The 17301-nt window shown below is 71.6% G+C and carries 18 protein-coding genes; 4 read left to right on the top strand and 14 right to left on the bottom strand.

Annotated elements, in window-relative coordinates; translation table 11 throughout:
* Positions 1-18: 18 nt before the first annotated feature.
* The 3 genes from NR792_RS05850 to NR792_RS05840 form a co-directional block, all read right to left on the bottom strand.
* Positions 19-231: a hypothetical protein gene (locus tag NR792_RS05850; protein WP_375759076.1), complete on the bottom strand. Its 213-nt coding sequence runs from the start codon at positions 229-231 to the stop codon at positions 19-21.
* Positions 232-336: 105 nt separating this feature from the next.
* On the bottom strand, positions 337-1821 hold the full coding sequence (locus NR792_RS05845) for a hypothetical protein (RefSeq protein WP_375759075.1): 1485 nt from the start codon (positions 1819-1821) through the stop codon (positions 337-339).
* A 64-nt stretch (positions 1822-1885) separates the two neighbouring features.
* Complete coding sequence (locus NR792_RS05840) at positions 1886-2842, bottom strand: SDR family oxidoreductase (protein ID WP_375759074.1); 957 nt, start codon at positions 2840-2842, stop codon at positions 1886-1888.
* A gap of 102 nt (positions 2843-2944) precedes the next feature.
* Here NR792_RS05840 and NR792_RS05835 point away from each other — a divergent pair, with 102 nt between their 5' ends.
* Positions 2945-3943, top strand: a complete 999-nt coding sequence (locus NR792_RS05835) for a helix-turn-helix transcriptional regulator (RefSeq protein ID WP_375759073.1) — start codon at positions 2945-2947, stop codon at positions 3941-3943.
* Here NR792_RS05835 and lpdA read toward each other — a convergent pair.
* Positions 3940-5337, bottom strand: a complete 1398-nt coding sequence (lpdA, locus tag NR792_RS05830; protein ID WP_375759072.1) for a dihydrolipoyl dehydrogenase — start codon at positions 5335-5337, stop codon at positions 3940-3942. The two genes, NR792_RS05835 and lpdA, sit on opposite strands and share 4 nt — an antisense overlap.
* 114 nt (positions 5338-5451) lie before the next feature.
* On the opposite strand from lpdA, the gene NR792_RS05825 reads away from it, so the two are divergent.
* A complete protein-coding gene (locus NR792_RS05825) occupies positions 5452-6558 on the top strand; it encodes a hypothetical protein (RefSeq protein WP_375759071.1) in 1107 nt (368 codons plus the stop codon).
* Positions 6559-6615: 57 nt separating this feature from the next.
* Here the strand turns inward: NR792_RS05825 and NR792_RS05820 are convergent, their stop codons facing one another.
* The 10 genes from NR792_RS05820 to hisG all read right to left on the bottom strand — a co-directional run bounded on the left by NR792_RS05820 (position 6616) and on the right by hisG (position 14472).
* Positions 6616-7059, bottom strand: a complete 444-nt coding sequence (locus NR792_RS05820; protein WP_120523716.1) for a DofB protein — start codon at positions 7057-7059, stop codon at positions 6616-6618.
* A 221-nt stretch (positions 7060-7280) separates the two neighbouring features.
* On the bottom strand, positions 7281-7898 hold the full coding sequence (hisIE, locus tag NR792_RS05815; RefSeq protein ID WP_375759070.1) for a bifunctional phosphoribosyl-AMP cyclohydrolase/phosphoribosyl-ATP diphosphatase HisIE: 618 nt from the start codon (positions 7896-7898) through the stop codon (positions 7281-7283).
* On the bottom strand, positions 7895-8677 hold the full coding sequence (gene hisN / locus NR792_RS05810; RefSeq protein WP_375759069.1) for a histidinol-phosphatase: 783 nt from the start codon (positions 8675-8677) through the stop codon (positions 7895-7897). The genes hisIE and hisN overlap by 4 nt, the downstream gene beginning before the upstream one ends.
* A complete protein-coding gene (gene hisF, locus NR792_RS05805) occupies positions 8674-9438 on the bottom strand; it encodes an imidazole glycerol phosphate synthase subunit HisF (protein ID WP_375759068.1) in 765 nt (254 codons plus the stop codon). Before hisF ends, hisN begins: the two co-directional genes overlap by 4 nt.
* A complete protein-coding gene (locus tag NR792_RS05800; RefSeq protein ID WP_120523712.1) occupies positions 9435-9980 on the bottom strand; it encodes an imidazoleglycerol-phosphate dehydratase in 546 nt (181 codons plus the stop codon). The genes hisF and NR792_RS05800 overlap by 4 nt, the downstream gene beginning before the upstream one ends.
* Positions 9977-10693, bottom strand: coding sequence for a HisA/HisF-related TIM barrel protein (locus NR792_RS05795; protein ID WP_375759067.1), 717 nt, complete (start codon positions 10691-10693; stop codon positions 9977-9979). The genes NR792_RS05800 and NR792_RS05795 overlap by 4 nt, the downstream gene beginning before the upstream one ends.
* Positions 10690-11283 (bottom strand): imidazole glycerol phosphate synthase subunit HisH, encoded by a 594-nt coding sequence (gene hisH / locus NR792_RS05790; RefSeq protein WP_375759066.1) that lies wholly within the window; start codon positions 11281-11283, stop codon positions 10690-10692. Before hisH ends, NR792_RS05795 begins: the two co-directional genes overlap by 4 nt.
* Entirely contained in the window at positions 11283-12320 is a 1038-nt protein-coding gene (locus tag NR792_RS05785) for a pyridoxal phosphate-dependent aminotransferase (RefSeq protein WP_375759065.1), read from the bottom strand. The genes hisH and NR792_RS05785 overlap by 1 nt, the downstream gene beginning before the upstream one ends.
* Positions 12317-13618 carry a histidinol dehydrogenase gene (hisD, locus tag NR792_RS05780; RefSeq protein WP_375759064.1) on the bottom strand — a complete coding sequence of 434 codons (1302 nt, stop codon included), beginning with the start codon at positions 13616-13618 and terminating at the stop codon, positions 12317-12319. The genes NR792_RS05785 and hisD overlap by 4 nt, the downstream gene beginning before the upstream one ends.
* Positions 13615-14472: an ATP phosphoribosyltransferase gene (gene hisG, locus NR792_RS05775; RefSeq protein ID WP_375759063.1), complete on the bottom strand. Its 858-nt coding sequence runs from the start codon at positions 14470-14472 to the stop codon at positions 13615-13617. The genes hisD and hisG overlap by 4 nt, the downstream gene beginning before the upstream one ends.
* Positions 14473-14765: 293 nt before the next feature.
* Here hisG and thiO point away from each other — a divergent pair, with 293 nt between their 5' ends.
* Complete coding sequence (thiO, locus tag NR792_RS05770; protein WP_375759062.1) at positions 14766-15881, top strand: glycine oxidase ThiO; 1116 nt, start codon at positions 14766-14768, stop codon at positions 15879-15881.
* A gap of 172 nt (positions 15882-16053) precedes the next feature.
* Entirely contained in the window at positions 16054-17286 is a 1233-nt protein-coding gene (locus NR792_RS05765; RefSeq protein ID WP_375759061.1) for an HD-GYP domain-containing protein, read from the top strand.
* Positions 17287-17301 lie beyond the last annotated feature (15 nt).

The following is a 17301-nucleotide window of genomic DNA, read 5'->3' as shown; positions in this document are numbered from 1 at the left end:
CCCGCTTTCACTCCCGCGTCATCCGGGCAGACGCGGATCCGCGCCTCGGATTCCGAGCGATTGAGAGTCCCGGCGCGGCACGGGAACGCGAGCGTAACGCGGCCGGCCATCCAGCACCGGGGGGCCGTCCGCGAGCACGGACGTGGGCGCGAAGGCCCGGGCGACGGACACGACGCAGCCGCCCAGCAGCTTGCGCAGGTGGGACTTGGAACGGCGAGGGGGTGACGCCATGGGTGCCTCCGGCCGGATGGGGAGACACCAAGGTGGAAGGGGGGCCGCGCACCGGCCATCGCACCGGTGAGCCGCCCCCCATCCTCCAGCGGACAGCGCCGGGAGTCAGCCGCCGTGGAGCAGCGTGGCGCCCGCGGCGAGCCCCAGCAGGAAGGCCACGGCGACGAGCAGCAGCACCCAGCGCACGGCGACGCCCGTCGCGCGCGGGGCCTGCGGGCCCACGGTGGCGCGGGTGGGCGCGGATTCGTCCGGCACGAGGATGCGGACCTGGATGGCGGCGGTGCGCAGCACCTCGTCCACGTCGTTGAGGAACTTCTCGTACTCCTCCGGGACGAGCTCCAGCGGGGTGCCGTGCTGGAACTCGTAGCGCCTGGCCACGGCCTCGTGGTTGCGCAGCGAGGCCTGTCCCTTGGCCACGTCCACCCAACCCGCGACGAGCGCCGGCGCGGTGCCCTTGCGGTCCACGAGCGAGATGGCCTGCCGAGCCTGCTTGCCGCCCGCGGTGCTGGGGCCCTCGGGTTCGTCCACGCGCAGGATGCGGTGCGGGGAGCGGCCGTAGATCTTGTGCTGGAGCTCGGCCTTGAGGCGCTCCGCGAGCAGCGCGGAGTGGGTGGCGAACATCGTGCGCAGCTCGGGCGTCTGCGCGGCCTGGCTCGCGGCCTGCGCGGAGGGAAGCGGCGCGAAGATCATCGGCTCCGGACGGCTGGCCTTCGGCGGACTGTCGGCGCGTGGCGCGCGAGGCGGTTCGGAGGAGCTTCCGTCCAGCTCCGCGCCGCGGCCCGCGTGGATGAGCTCCGGCAGCGCGAACTCCTCTTCCTTCGCGGCGTCACGGCCCCCGCCGCGCGAGGCGCCACCGCTCCGGGAGGGACGGACGATCTCGGGAAGGCCCTGGCCTTCCTCGCGTGCGCCACTCCGGCCCGGACGAATGATCTCCGGAAGACCCTCTCCTTCCTCACGCGAGCCACCGCGGCCTTCACGTGCGCCGCCACGACCGGGGCGGACGATTTCAGGAAGGTCCTGTCCCTCTTCGCGAGTCACCGCCCGGCCCGGGCGAGCCGCTTCCGGCAGTCCCTGCCCTTCCTCTCGCGCACCGCCACGCGAGGGGCGCGCGCCCTCCCCCGCGCGCGCCGGACGCGCGGGCTCCGCGTCCTCTCGTGCACCGCCGCGCGATGGGCGGAAGGCGGTCTGCGGAGCGGCGAAGCCCTCGTCGTCATCGCCACCCTCGACGCCCAGGCCATCGAGCGCAAGGGGTGGAGGCGGAGGCGTGAGGCCGTCCACGCGGGTCTCCTCGACGAGGTCTTCGTCGGGGACCGGGGGCGGCGTCATCCGCGTCTCGAGGCCCGTGAGCTCGGCGGCGCGCAGGGCCGCGCCCGTGGTGGGCGCGACGCGCGTCTGGTTGCCCCAGGACTTCCGCCCGGAGCCCCCCGCGGACGAACGGGCCGCCTCCGCGGCGTCCCGTTGCACGGCGGGCGGCGCCTGGGTCCGCTCGGTGCGGACCTCCTCCGTCTCGTCCAGGTCGTCGTCGAGCGGCGCGACCCGGGTCTCGTCGATCCGATCCGGCTCGTCGTTCCTGCGGTGCCCCTTGGCCATGTGCGCGACCTCTCGCGTCAGACCATAGCGCTTCGTCCGGCCGCCGGGGATGGGCCGTGCACGGTCAGTCTCTTGGCCAGTCCGGGCACACAATTTCGATGGAGCCCCCCATCCACGACGCATAGGCCGCCTCGTCCGCGACGGTGTACGGCTTTCCGTACGTCCGCTCGAAGTACTCGGCCCAGTGCGGCTGCGAGCCATCCAGGTCCGTGAAGCCGTACTCGCGCGCCAGCGTCCACGACGCCACCACGCGCCCCGCCCTGCGGTGGACGTGCGGATCCGCCGCCAATGCCGCCACCGCGCGGCCCACGTACGACGGCGTCTCCGACGCGATGAAGTCTGGGACCTTCTTCACCGCGTCGCGCCAGTTCGCCTCCTTCACCCCGAAGCCATCCAGCATCTCCTCCGAGCGGAGGAACCCCGGCGTCACCGCCAGCGCCGTGATGTTCGTGCGGCGCAAATCCCGCGACATCGCGAAGGCCAGCCGGATGACCGCCATCTTCGTCACGTCGTACGAAACGCCGCCCCGGTACCCGAACGAGTCCCCATCCGTCACCTCCACGATGAGCCCCCGGTCGCGCTCCAGCATCAGCGGCACCGCGTAGCGGCTGGTGCAGAGGTGCGTGTACACGGCGCGGTCGAACATGAGCCGCGCCTTCGCGGGGGACTGCTTCCAGAACGGCAGCCCCAGCTCGTGCAGCGTCTCCCCGCCCCAGATGTCGTTGACCAGCACGTCCAGCTTCCCGGCCTCCGCGCGGATGCGCTGGCAGAGCGCCTCCACCTCCTCCTCCACGGTGTGGTCCACCCGCACCGCGATGCCCTTCCCGCCCAGCGCCGTCACCTGCTCCGCCGTCTCTTCAATCGTCTCCGGCCGCGAGTCCCCGCTCGCCAGCCGGCCCCGCACGCTGCGCCCGGTGCAGTACACCGTGGCCCCCGCGGCCCCCAGCATCGTCGCGATTCCCCGGCCCGCGCCCCGCGTCGCTCCCGCGACCAGGGCCACCTGTCCCTCGAGTGGCTTCATGTCCGTGCTCCCCTTTCACGCGCCACCTTGCACGCCCAATCCTGACAACCCCTGTCATGATTCCCGGCGCAGGCTGCACCTCACCTCGAACCCGGAGGGCCCATGCGCGCGGATCGCCTCGTCCACCTCTTGATGCGCCTCCAGGCCCGCCCGCGCAGCACCGTGGGCGAGCTGGCGCGCGAGCTCCAGGTCTCCAGCCGCACCGTGCACCGCGACCTGGACGCGCTCTCCACCGCGGGCGTCCCCGTGTACGCCACGCGCGGAGCGACAGGCGGCGTGGCGCTGATGGAGGGCTGGCGCACGCAGCTCACCGGCCTCACGCGCCCGGAGCTCCAGGCCCTGGCCACGGTGGGAGCCCCCGGCGCCCTGGACGACCTGGGGCTGTCCACGCCGCTGCGCACGGGCCTGGTGAAGCTGGCCGCGGCCCTCCCCGCCCTCCAGCAGCCCGCGCTGGAGCACGCGCGCCAGCGGCTCCACGTGGACGCCTCCGGCTGGTTCACCGGCCGCGAGCCCCTGCCGCACCTGGGCAAGCTGCGCGACGCCGCCTGGCAGGACCGCCGCGTGTCGCTGAGCTACCAGGACTTCGACGGCACCCGCTCCCGCCGGACGGTGGACCCCTACGGGCTCGTCATCAAGGCGGACCGCTGGTACCTCGTCGCGGGGACGGACAAGGGCCCCCGCGTCTTCCGGGGCGGACGCATCGGGGACGTGCGGCTGCGCCCCCAGGGCTTCACCCGCCCCCACGGCTTCGACCTGCCCGCGTTCTGGAAGGACTGGTGCGCCCGGTTCGCCGTGGAGCGCCCCCGCTACGACGTCACCCTCTCCTGCACGCAGGAAGGCGAAGCGGCGCTGCGGAGGATGCGTCCCCCGGCCGACGGTGAGCGCATCGACAAGGCGCCCGCAGCACGCGGTGGGAAGCGCAATGTGATGGTGGACTTCGAGCGGGAGTCCATCGCGGTCTCCCAGCTGTGCGAAATCGGGGCGGGCGTGGAGGTGCTCGCCCCGGAACCGCTGCGCCAACGGCTGGCCGCGCTGGCGGCCTCACTCCAGGCGCTCTACGGCGGGCCCGGCCAGAAGAGGCCGGGCCGCCGCGCCCGCTAGAAGTGCAGCGGGTGACCCAGCGTGGCCTCGGCGCCCTCGTGCATGATTTCGGAGAGCGTCGGGTGCGCGTGGATGGTGTGGGCCAGCTCCTCGGTGGTGATCTCCAGCTTCATCGCGACGCAGGCCTCGGCGAGCAGCTCCGTGGCGTGCGGCCCGATGATGTGGATGCCCAGCACCTCGTCGTACTTCCGGTCGGAGACGATCTTGATCATGCCGATCGACTCGTTGGAGATGGCCGACTTGGTGACGGCGCCGAAGGGGGCGATGCCCACCTTCACGTCGTAGCCACGCTCCTTGGCCTTCTTCTCCGTGAGGCCCACGGACGCCACTTCCGGGTAGCAGTACGTGGCCGACGGGGTCAGGTCGTAGTTGATGGGCGCGGGGTTCTTCCCGGCGATGTGCTCCACCACCATCACGCACTCGGCGCTGGCCATGTGCGCCAGCATCGGCGTGGGGATGACGTCGCCAATGGCGTAGACGTTGGGCTCGCTGGTGCGGCACAGCGTGTCGACCTTGATGAAGCCGCGGTCGGTCTGGATGGACGTCTTGTTGAGGCCCACGTCCTCGGTGACGGGCGAGCGGCCCACCGCCGACAGGAGGATCTCGGCCTCCAGCGTCTTGGTCTCCTCGCCCACCTTCATGGTGACGCGCACGCCGTCCGCCGTGTGCTCCACCTTCTGCACCGCGGAGCCCGTGTGCACGTCGATGCCGCGGCGGCGGAAGATCTTGTCCAGCTCCTTGGAGATGTCCGCGTCCTCGATGGGGAGCAGCGCGGGCATGTACTCCACGATGGCCGTCTTGCTGCCCACGTGGTTGAACACGGAGGCGAACTCGCAGCCCACCGCGCCCGCGCCCAGGACGATGATGCTCTTGGGGATGCGGTCGATGGTCAGGATGGAGTCACTGTTCATCACCCGCTTGTGGTCCACCGCCACGTTCGGCAGGGACTTGGGCACGGAGCCCGTGGCGATGATGATGTTCTTCGTGTCCAGGGTCTGCTTGGAGCCGTCCTCCGCCGTCACCTCCACCTTGCCCTTGCCGGCGATGCGCCCGTGGCCCTTCACCACGGTGATCTTGTTCTTCTTCATCAGGAAGTCGATGCCGTTGGCACCCTTGGTGACGACCTTGTCCTTGTGCTTCTGGGCGTTGGCCCAGTTCACGGTGGGGTTCGCCACGTCGATGCCGAAGTCGGACGACTCCTTGATGTGGTGGAAGAGCGACGCCGTCCACAGGAGCGACTTGGTGGGGATGCATCCGCGGTGCAGACACGTCCCGCCCAGGCGCTTGTCCTTTTCGATGATGGCCGTCTTCAGCCCGAGCTGGGCCGCGCGGATGGCGCCCACATAGCCGCCAGGACCCGAGCCGATGATCACCACGTCGAAAGTCTCAGCCACACACGCCTCCGGTCATTTTTGCGGATGGAACTCGCGGGCGCTGATAACCCCCGGTCCCGGTTGGAATCAAGGAGTTTGCTCGTGCGTCGCTTCCCGCTCCACACGCTTCTCTTGATGCTAGTAGCGCTGCTGGCGTTCGCGCGCCTCTATTACGTGACGCATCAAGCCCCGCCCGCTCCGGCCCCCGGGCAGGCGCCAGCCGCGAAGCCGCCGGTGAGAATTACCCCGCCCGACCTGGGCCCGGCCGCGTGCCGGGGCCTGGACGCCGTCCTCGGGGACCTGCTCCAGTCCGACGGAGGCACCCCCATGGATGCAGGGGATGCAGCGACCGCCTGGAGCGATGCGCGCCGGCAGCTGGGCGACTGTCCCACCCCTCCCGCCGCCGCCTGTGCGAGGGGCCCTGCCCTGGCCTCCCGAGCGCCCCTCACCGCGAAGGACGGCCTGCCCCGCGAGCTGCTCGCCACCCTCTGCGAGCGCTGTGCGCCGGACGACAATCCCTGCGGCCAGGCCGTGACGCGCGCGCTGCGGGAGGCCGCGAGCCGGGGCAACCCGGACCTGCAGGAGGCGCACTGGAGCCTGGATCACGCGGGGCCCGCCCTGGGCGCGGCCTGCCAGGAGCTCGTGCGCCAGGCCGTGGGGCCCGCCGCCGTGACGGGAGCGGTCATGGAGCCGCCGCTCCTGGCGCTGCTGGAGGAGCTGGCGCCCACGTGCGTGAAGACGGGCCAGCTGCCCGCGCCGCTCCTGAACGCCGCGGCGATGCAGCAGGGCGCGCGCGCGCCCCGGCTCGCGACGCTGAACACGCAGGGCGCGGTGGAGACCAAGCCCATCGAACCGGATCAGCAGAAGGGGCCGGGAGACGCGTTCCGCGCGTTCGACCGGGACGAGCTGTCGGGGGTGAAGCTGCCCCTGGCCGATGCGGGCCCGGACGGCGCGCTGCGGCTGGAGTACGCGCCGGCGCTGAAGTACGCGGTGTCCTTCCAGGTGCTCGCCACGGGGCCGGGCTCGCTGCGGGCGCACGTCCGCGCGCCGGACGGCGTGGGGCGCGCGGGGCCGGGGGGCACGGGTTTCTTCGTGGATCCCACCGTCTGCCGCTTCCGCGGCACGGGCAGGTGGGAGATCTGCAAGCCCGCGGTCCCCCTGCTCGACGTGGACGCGCTGAGCGTCCTTCCGGAGCGGCCGGGGGTGGAGCTGAAGGAGCTGGAGATCATCGGCGCCCGGTAGCGCGGGCGCCATGACGCACGCGGCGTCGGAGAGGCTCCGACGTCGCCCGCGTGGGTCTCAGGCGATGAGGCCGCGGTCGCGCGCCTGGCGGAAGATGGACGACGCGTCCTTCTTCAGGGCGGTGGAGACGTCCTTCACGATGGCGTCCGCCGACTTGGCGACCGACAGGTAGTTGTCGAACGTGCGCGTGAGGATGAGCACGCCCGAGATGATGACGCGCTGGAGGTTGTGCTGCAGGTCCGTGCCCTCGTACACGAGCCAGGACTGCTCACAGTAGCGGCGGCCCTCGGCCACCATCTGGTTCAGGTGCGCGCGCTCGGTCGCGTCGGGAACCTTCGCCTTGGGGCTGATGGACGCGATGTACAGCACGTTCTGTCCCAGCCGCTGCGTCGCCTCCTCCATCTGCGCCATGATGGCCTGGACGTCATCCTTCGTCGGCGGGTTGTGCCAGCGCGAGAAAAGGACGCGGTCGATGAGTTCGGATTGGTACGTGGCAGACACGAAGCCTCCGGATGCGAACGCTGATGACGACGGGGCCGCTTCGTCGGGCACGGCCCGTGTCGCAGGCCGGAATCTGTACCAGGATCACAGAAGCACTTGAAGAGTAGCGGACACACGCCTGCACCTTTGGGGCGCTTGTGTGCCAGCCACGCTGTGAGGATGCAGTGCAGTTGGACAACTCCGCCTGGGTCGCAACCGACACGCCGGGCAATCCGGGGAGTTCAGGGCACCTTCGGACGCGCGCGGGCAGCGAGGACGGCCTTCACGTCGTCCAGCGTCAGGCCCAGGGGACGGACCGCGACGAGCACGTGGTAGAGCAGGTCGGCGGCTTCCTCGGCGGCCCGGTGTGCATCCGCGTCCGCGCAGGCGGTGACGAGCTCCGCGGCCTCCTCCCCCAGCTTCTTCAGGCGCAGGTTCCGGTCCTCCAGCAGGCGCCGCGTGTAGCTGGGCTTCGCGCCTTCCGGCAGGGGGCCCGTCGCGCGGGCGGCGAGCGTCGCGTCCAGGTGCGCGAGCGCGTCCCAGCGGCCCTCACCGAAGCAGGTCTCCTCGCCGGTGTGGCACGCGGGCCCGGCCTTCCGCACGCGCGCGAGCACCGCGTCGCCGTCGCAGTCCGCGGTGAGGGAGACGACCTGCTGGGTGTTCCCGCTGGTGGCGCCCTTGTGCCAGAGGCCGCGCGTGCGGGAGCGGTAGTGCATCTCGCCCGTGGCGAGCGTGCGCTCCATCGCCTCGCGGTCGGCGTGCGCCACCATCAGGACGTCGCCGGTGCTCGCGTCCTGCGTCACCACCGTCACCAGCCCCTGGCCCTTGTCGAAGTTCAACGTGGAGAGGTCCAGCGTCATGGCCGCACTCCCTTGCCCAGCACCTCGCGCACCTGCTTCGCCAGCGCGGCGTTGGTGGCGATGCCGTCACCGCCGAACGCCGTGCGCGTGCCCTTCCAGTCGGTGAACACGCCGCCGGCCTCCTCGATGATGGGTTGCAGCGCCGCCGCGTCCCAGGGCGACAGGCCCTCGTCCACCATGGCCTCCGCGCGGCCGGTGGCGACGAGGAGGTAGCCGTAGCAGTCCCCCCAGGTGCGGGAGAGCGACGCCTGCCGGGACAGCTCCCGCCACGCTGCGCCCTTCGCGGGGTTCTGGAGGAAGCGCTCGTCGGTGACGAGCACCACGGCCTGCGCCAGCGAGTCCTGTTCCGACACGCGCGCCGCGGAGCCGTTCCAGAAGCAGCCCAGGCCCGGGGACGCGACGAGCAGCTCGTTCACGGCCGGGAAGTAGGCCGCGCCCGCGAGGATGGTCTCCCCTTCCGCCACCGCGACCAGCGTGCCCCACAGCGGCACGCCCCGGATGAACGTCTTCGTGCCGTCGATGGGATCCAAGATCCACCGCCGCTTCGCGCCCGCCCGCGACTCGCCGAACTCCTCGCCCAGGATGCCGTCCTCCGGGAAGCGCGCCTCCAGCCACTCGCGGGCGGTCCATTCAGCGGTGCGGTCCGCCACGGTCACGGGCGTTCCATCGCTCTTGGTGTCCACGGCGATGCCGCGCCGGAAGAAGTCCAGCGCCACGTCGCCGGCCTTGCGCGCCACCTCGGCGGCGGCCTCCATCAAGTCTCTCGGGTCCGCGTTCATGTCGTGCTCCGGATGGAGATGCCGTTGTCCTTCAAGAGGGACTTCAGGGCGCCCACGGTGGTGAGGCCGTCGTGGAGGATGCCCGCCACCAGGGCAGCATCCGCCGCGCCGAGCGTCAGGGCATCGCGCACGTGCTCCGCGCGGCCCGCGCCACCGGAAGCGATGACGGGCACGTCCACGGCCTCCGCCACCGCGCGCGTCAGGTCCAGGTCATAGCCCGTGCGCGCGCCGTCCCGGTCGATGCTGGTGAGCAGCACCTCGCCCGCGCCGCGCCGGACGCACTCCTTCGCCCAGGCCACCGCGTCCAGGTCGGTGGGGCGACGGCCGCCGTGCGTATAGACGCGGTAGCGGTCCCCCTCCCGCTTCGCGTCGATGCTGGCCACCACGCACTGGGCGCCGAAGCGCTCCGCGCAGCCGGTGAGCAACTCGGGCGTGGCCACCGCCGCGGAGTTGATGCTCACCTTGTCCGCGCCGGCCCGCAGCGCGCGGCCCACGTCGTCCACGGTGCGCACGCCGCCGCCCACCGTGAGCGGGATGAAGAGGCGCTCCGCGGTGCGCTGGACCAGGTCCCACAGCGTCTGCCGCTCCTCGGCGCTCGCGGAGATGTCCAGGAAGGTCACCTCGTCGGCGCCGGCTTCTTCATAGCGTCGTGCCAGCTCCACCGGGTCGCCCACGTCGCGCAGGCCCTCGAACTGGACGCCCTTCACCACGCGCCCGCCCTTCACATCCAGGCAGACGATGATCCGTCGGCGGAGCATCACTTCACCTCCAGGGAGACACTGCCCTTCATGCTGAAGACGACGCCGGAGTCCACCATCGCGTCGCGCAGCGCGAGCCCCAGCGCCTTGAAGGCCGCCTCGGTGAGGTGGTGGCTGTCCTTTCCGCGCAGCACCCGCAGGTGGAGCGTGATGCGCGAGTGCTCGCAGAAGGAGCGCATCCAGTGCTCATACAGCCGGTTCTTCAATGGGCCCCGGTAGTAGAAGCGCCCGCCCGCGTCCAGGCACGCCTGCACCAGCGCGTCGTCCATGGGCAGGGTGCGCTCGCCGTAGCGCGCCGCCGTGGCGGGGATGACGCGCTGGACGGCGGTGCCCAGGGTGATGGCCACGTCCTCCATCAGGTGGTGGCGCAGGTCGCCGCGTGCGCGCAGGGTCAGGTCCAGCCCCGCGTAGCGCGCGAAGGTGGCGAGCATGTGGTCGAAGAACTTGAGGCCCGTGTCCACCCGGGCCACGCCCGAGCCGCGCGCCAGCTCCACCGTGACCTGTGTCTCCTTCGTTTCCCGGACGACCGTGGTGACCGTGCTCATTCCGTGAACTCCCGCGCGACCGCGCGCGCATCCAGCCGTCCTGTGTAAAGCGCCATGCCCACCACCGCCCCGTGCGCGCCCACCTTCGCCAGTGCGCGCAGGTCCTCCAACGTCGTCACGCCGCCGGAGGCAAGGAGCCGGTGCCGGCTCGAGCGGGCCACCTCCTCCATCAGCGGCAGGTCCACGCCGCCCAGCTGCCCCTCCTTGTGCACCGCCGTGACGAGCATCCCGCCCAGCGGCAGTGGCTCCAGCGCGGACAGCACGTCGCGGATGTCGCGCGCGCTGCCGGCCGTCCAGCCCCGCGTCACGACCTCGCGGCCCTTCACGTCCGCGGCGACCACCACGCGGCCCGGGAAGCGCTCCGCGACCCCGGTGAGCCAGGCGAGGTCCTCGATGGCGCGAGTCCCCACGACGACCGAGGACGCCCCGCCCGCGAGCACCGCCTCCACTCGCGAAGCGTCGCGAACACCGCCGCCCACCGTGAAGGTGAGGCCCGGAGCGTGCGACACCAGCCGCGCCACCACGTCCGCGTTGGAGCCCTTGCCCAGCGCCGCGTCCAGGTCCACGACGTGGAACGTGCGGAAGCCCAGCGCGAGCCACTGCTTCAAGGCGTCCAGCGGATCATTCACGCGCACGCGCTCCGCTTCGTAGGAGCCCCCCACGAGCTGCACGCACGCGCCTTCCCGCAGGTCGATGGCCGGAATGGCGATCACGAGGACACCTCCTGGAGGAACGCCTGCACGAAGCGCACGCCCACCTGGGAGGACTTTTCCGGGTGGAACTGCACGCCCAGCACGTTGCCGCGCCGCACGGACGCGGGGAACCGATCGCCCTCGTGGGTCGTCCAGCCCACCACCTCGCGCGGCTCCACGGCACGGCACACGAAGCTGTGCGCGTAGTACACGGTGGACAGCCGCGCGGACTTCAGCGCCCGGTCCTCCTCCACGTCGTTCCAGCCAATCTGCGGGACATGCCGCGCGGCCAGCCGCGTCACGCGGCCCGGGAAGTAGCCGAGTCCCTGCCCTGCCCCCTCGTCGCTCTCCTCGAAGAGCAGCTGCATGCCCAGGCAGATGCCCAGGCACGGCAGGCCCGCGTCCAGCGCCTTCCGCATCGCCTCGCGACCCGGAGCCAGCCGCGCCGCCGCCGAGCCGAACGCCCCCACACCGGGCAGCACCAGGACGTCGGTATCCAGCGCGCGCGACGGATCCTCCTGCACGCGCACCTCCGCGCCGGGCGTGGTGGCCAGCGCCTTGATCAGCGAGTGCAGGTTGCCCGCGCCGTAGTCGAACAGGGTCACTCGCATCACAGCACCTCCTTGAGGGCCTTCAGCGCCGAAGCCATCAGGGGCCAGGGACCGCAGCCGATGCGCAGCGCATCGCCCACGCCCGTGAGCCCTTCGAACACCCGCACGTTCACGTTGCGCTCCCGCAGCGCTTCGCCCACCCGCCACGCTTCCGGCACGGGGACGAGGAGGAAGTTCCCCTCCGAAGGCAGCGGCTCCAGGCCCAGCGCCTTCAGACCGCCGCGCAGCCGCTCGCGGTTCTCCACCGCCTCCGCCGCGCAGGCCTCCATCCACGCGACATCCTCCGTGAGCGCGGACACCGCCACGGCCTCGCCCAGCGTCGTGTGCTTGTAGGGCCCCCGCGCCTTCTCCACCTCCGCGACCAGCGACGGCGCACCCACGCCCCAGCCCACCCGCAGGCCCGCGAGGCCGAACGCCTTGGACATCGTGCGCGTCACCAGGACGTTGGGCCGCGTCCGCGCCAGGTCGAGGAAGTCTCCGCCCCGCGCGAACTCCACATAGGCCTGATCGATGAGCACCACGCCCCGCGCCTGATCCACCAAACGCTCCAGCGACGCGCGAGAGGCCACCGTGCCGGTGGGGTTGTTCGGCGTGCACACGTAGATGAGCTTCGCCCCCGTGGCGAGCAGGCCCTCCACGTCCAGGTCCGAACCCGCCCGTAGCGGAACGGGCACCGGCTTGAGCGCGCTCAGCCGGGCGAACATGGGCACCATCACGAACGTGGGATCCGGAAACGCCACCACGTCTCCGGGCTCCAGGAAGGCCCGCAGCGCGCAGTCGATGACGTCGTCCGAGCCGCACCCCGTCGTCACGTTCTCCACCGCGACGCCCGCGTAGCGCGCCACGGCGCGCTTCAGGTCCGGCGCATAGCCGGCGGGATAGCGGGAGAGCTTCAGGAAGCCCTCCTCCCGCAGCACGCGATCCGCCGAGGGCGGTGCGCCAAAGAGGTTGGTGTTGTCGCTCAGGTCCACCCGGCACGGCTTCTTCGCCGGCGAGTACAGCGGGATGTCCCGATACGTGTCGCGGAACGGAATCACGGCACCCTCCAGGCCCGCGCCGCGGCCGCGTGGGCGAAGAGGCCCTCGCTGTCCGCCAGCGTCCCCACGTCATCAGCCATCGCCGCCGCCGCTTCTGGCGTCACGCGTTGCCACGTGGTCCACCGGTAGAAGTCCAGCACGCTCAGCCCCGAGTACGCCCGGGCCAGACCCGCCGTGGGCAGCACGTGGTTCGCGCCGGTGAGGTAGTCACCGAAGGCCACCGACGCGCGCTGTCCCACGAACACCGTGCCCGCGTTGCGAACGTGCGCCAGGTCCTCCGAGGGCTTCGCCGTCGCGAGCAGCAGGTGCTCCGGCGCGAAGTCCGCGACGAAGGGCCACGCCTCCTCCAGCGAGTCGATGCGCAACACCGCGCCCCGGCTGCCCAGCGCGGCAAGGACGATGTCGCCGCGCCGCGCGACGCGGGCCTGCTCCTCCACCGCGTCCCGCACCGCCTGCGCCAGCGGAGCGCCCACCACCAGCGCCACGCAGCAGGCCTCGGGGTCATGCTCCGCCTGGGCCAACAGCTCGCGCGCCACGGCCTCCGGACGGGCGCTCGCGTCGGCGACCACGAGGATTTCGCTCGGGCCCGCGGGCGCGTCGATGGCGACGGCGTCCACCACCTGGAGCTTCGCCGCCGCCACGTAGGCATTGCCCGGTCCGACGATGCGGTCCACCCGGGGCACGCTCCGCGTGCCATAGGCCAGCGCGGCCACCGCCCCCGCGCCACCCAATGCGAAGACCCGGTCCGCGCCCGCCAGCGCCGCCGCCGCGAGCACGCCCGCGCTCGGCAGTCCGTCCGGTCCTGGAGGAGAGCAGACGATGACCTCGCCCACGCCCGCCACCTTCGCGGGGACCACGCCCATGAGCACGCTGCTGGGGTACACCGCCCTGCCGCCGGGGGCGTACACGCCGACACGGCTCAGCGGATCCGGCCGGCGGCCCACGACCACGCCGGGCTCCGTCTCCACCTCGATGGCCTGGGGCCGCTGCGCCGCATGCGCCCGGGCGATGTTGCGCGCCGCGCGGGTCAGCGCCTCGCGCACGCCGGACGGAATGGATTCCAGCGCCGCGTCCCACCGTGCGCGCGGAACCTCCAGGGCCTGGAGTTCCACACGGTCGAACTCCCGAGCGAAGTCGAAGAGGGCCCGGTCACCTTCCGCACGGACTCGCGCGATGAGCGCCTGGACTCGGGAGGCCACCTGGGCGTCCGACTCTTCCGTGCGCGCCAGCAGCCTCCGCCGCGCTTCGGGCTCCAGTGCGGACAAGGCTCCCTGATACTTGAGGACCGGAGCGCTCATGCCATCAACCTCTCGATGCGCGTGACGAGGATGCCCTGCCCGCCCAGCGCCTTCAGCGCGTTGACCGTGCGGTAGAGCGTCTTCGACGAGACCACCGCGTGCACCGCGACGAAGTGGCCCCCGTTCATCACGTCCACCACCGTGGGACCGTTGAGGCCGGGCAGCACCTCACGCACCTGCTCCAGCGACGTCTTCGGGACGTTGGCCATCAGGTAGCGCCGCCCGCGCGCCGCCAGCACCGACCCCAGCGCCTGCGTCAGCTCCTCCAGCGCACGCCGCGCCTCCGCGCCGTTGCCGGGATACGCCACCAGCCGGGCACTGGACTCCAGCACGGTGGATACTTCGCGCAGGCCGTTCATCTTCAGCGTGGAGCCCGTGGACGTGAGGTCCACCACGATGTCCGCGATGCCCAGGTGCGGAGCGATCTCCGCCGCGCCGCTCACCGGCACCACCGTCACCTTCTGTCCGCGCTGCTGGAAGAAGGCCTGCGTCAGCCGGGGGAAGCAGGAGGCCACCCGCATGCCGTCCTTCACGTCCTCCACGCGGGTGATGCCGCTCTCGTCGCGCGCGGCCACCACCAGCCGGCAGCGGCCGAACTCCAGGTCCATCAGCGGCTCCAGCTCGCGCCCGGCCTCGTTCACCAGGTCCCAGCCGGTGACGCCTGCTTGCGCGGCGCCGTCCGCGACGAACTCCGGGATGTCCTGGGCGCGGACGAAGATGGCCTCGAACTCGCCGCCCAGCGACGCGGTGAGGGCCCGCTCGCCCCGAGCGCGCACCTCCAGGCCCGCGTCGTTGAACAGCTCGCGCACTTCCTCGGACAGACGTCCTTTGTTGGGCAGGGCAATCTTCAACATGGTCGGGCTCGGGGGACTGCGGTGGCGGAAACGAAAAAAGGCCCGTCCTGGGGGGACGGGCCTTCGGTCACTGCGGCATCTGCCGGAAGTGGGTGCGTTCTAGTGCGTCACCCAGGCATGCGCGCGGCGAACGGTCCCGTCATGGGCCGGCCGATGATACGCATGGTGGTGATGCAGGGACGTGGAACGCACGGCCCTAGGGTTAACGACCGGAGGCCTCAACGTCAAGTCACCCCAAGTCATGGCCTGTCTTGCCGCTTGCAAACCCGTGCTTGCTTGAGCACAAGCGGCGCATGGCAACCTCCGACGTCCTCGTGGTGGGCGGTGGCGTGATGGGCTGCGGCATCGCGCTGAGACTCCGTCAGGCCGGTGCGCGCGTGACGGTGCTGGAGCGCTCCATCCCCGGCGCCGAGGCCTCCAGCGCCGCGGGCGGCATCCTCGCCCCCCAGTGGGAGGCCGACGGACCGGGCCCCTTCTTCGAGCTCTGCCTGCGAAGCCGCGCCCTCTATGGAAGCTTCGCCGCGGAGCTGCGTGAGCTCTCCGGCGTGGACATCGCGTACCGGCCGTGCGGCCTCTTGCGCGTCGCGTTCGACGAAGCGGACCTCCACCACGTGGAGTCCACCGTGGGCTGGCAGCACGGCATGGGGCTGCGCGCCGAGCTGCTCGATGGCAAGGCCGCGCGCGAGCTGGAGCCGCACCTGTCCCCCACCGCCGTGGGCGCCGCGCACTTCCCGGATGATCACCAGGTGGACAACCGGCTCCTCGTGCGCGCGCTCACCATGGCCGCCGCGCGCGTGGGGGCGGTGTTCCGGAGCGGCTACGTGCGCGGCGTCGTGCACGAGCATGGCCGCGCGGTGGGCGTGGACCTGGACGGCGAGGTGCTGCGCGCGGACGCCGTGGTGCTGGCGGCGGGCTCGTGGTCGTCCCTGGTCCAGGGTGCGGGCGTGTCGGCGCAGGCGGTGCGCCCGGCGCGCGGACAGATGGTGCAACTGCAGACGCGGCTGCCGCTCCTGGAGCGCGTGGTGACGTCCGCGAAGGGCTACCTCGTGCCGCGCGCGGATGGGCGGATCATCGCCGGGAGCACCATGGAGCATGTGGGCTTCGACAAGCAGGTGACCGCGGCGGGCCTGGCGCGGATCCTCGACATGGCGCTGGAGCTCTGCCCGGACCTGGGCAGCGCGCCCATGACGGAGACGTGGGCCGGCTTCCGTCCCTGGACCCAGGACGCGCTGCCTTACATTGGAGCGGGCCCCACGCCCGGCCTGTTCCTCGCCACGGGCCACTTCCGCAACGGCATCCTCCTCACCCCCATCACCGCGAAGCTCGTCGCCCAGGCCGTGCTGGGGGAGAAGCCCTCGGTGGATCTCACCCCCTTCCGGTACGACCGGGGGACGCTGGCGCGCGGATGACGCAGGGCGCCTGCCCGCCCTACGCAAGGGGGCGGGGAATGCGCCGGGGACCCGCGACGTTCACCGCGGCGCCAGGGCTCGCACCCCACCCTGGATGGCAGGGAGGCGAGGGGGTGCTGATTTCTCGCACTCGTTCGCCTTTAATCCCTGGAAACCTCTAGAATCTTCCGCCGTGGAAGCCATCCCCCCCGCACCGCCCAGAATCCTGATCGTCGACGACGACGACTCCGTCCGCGACGTCATCTCCGTGCTCCTCCGTGAGGAGGGCTACAACTGCGTCGTGGCCAACGGCGCCGAGATGGCGCTCGACGTCGCGGGTGAAGAAGAGACGCCGCTCGTCATCAGCGACATGAAGATGCCGGGCCGCGACGGGCTGTGGCTCCTGGAGAACCTGCGCGAGCGGCTGCCGGACACGTCCGTCATCATGCTCACCGGCTACGGCGACACCGAGTCCGCCGTGGACTGTCTGCGCCGGGGCGCGGTGGACTACCTGCTCAAGCCACCCAAGCTCACCGACCTCATCCGGGCCATTGAGCGCGCGCTCGCCAAGCGCCGCATCGAGATGGCGCGCAAGCGCTACCAGAAGAAGCTCGAGGGCAAGGTGCGCGACCGCACCGCGGAGCTTCGCAGCGCGCTGCACAACATCGCCAACACGTACCAGAACACGCTGCTGGCGCTGGTGGCGGCCCTGGACGCGCGCGAGCACGAGACGAGCGACCACTCCCAGCGCGTGGTCAGCTACACGAGCGCCATCGCCAGCCGCATGGGCATCCGCGGCAAGGAGATGGAGGAGATCGGCCGCGGGGCGCTCCTGCACGACATCGGGAAGATCGGCGTGCCGGACGCGGTGCTGCTCAAGCCCGGCAAGCTCACCCCCGACGAGTGGCTGGAGATGCGGCGTCATCCGGAGATCGGCTTCCAGATGATCCAGAACATCCCCTTCCTCTCCACCCCGGCGGACATCGTCCTGTCGCACCAGGAGCGCTACGACGGCGCGGGCTACCCCCGCAACCTCCAGCGCAACGAGATCCACATCGGCGCGCGCATCTTCGCGGTGGCGGACACGCTGGACGCGATGACGAGCGACCGGCCGTACCGCAAGGGAACGACGTTCGCCAACGCCATCCAGGAGATCAAGCGCTGCGCCAACACGCAGTTCGATCCGGACGTGGTGAAGGCGTTCCTGGACATCGGCGAGGAGGGCCTCATCCGCATCAAGAAGGAGATGGCGGAGAAGAAGCTCAACCCGATGCAGGCCGCCGCGGACGCCGCGGAATCCGAGGCCGAGCTGGCGCGGCTCACCGACCTGGACGACGAGCCGGACTCTCCGCCGGTAGGCAGCACCGCCACGCCCATTGGCGCGCCGCCTGTCGTCATCCGCTCCGCTTCCGGCACCGAGGGCTGAGCCTGCCCGCGGGAA

It is taken from the genome of Corallococcus exercitus, assembly GCF_042231735.1.
Lineage (GTDB): Bacteria > Myxococcota > Myxococcia > Myxococcales > Myxococcaceae > Corallococcus > Corallococcus exercitus_B.
The sequence above is the reverse complement of the archived record's forward strand: the minus strand, read 5'-3'. Positions and strand labels throughout refer to the sequence as shown.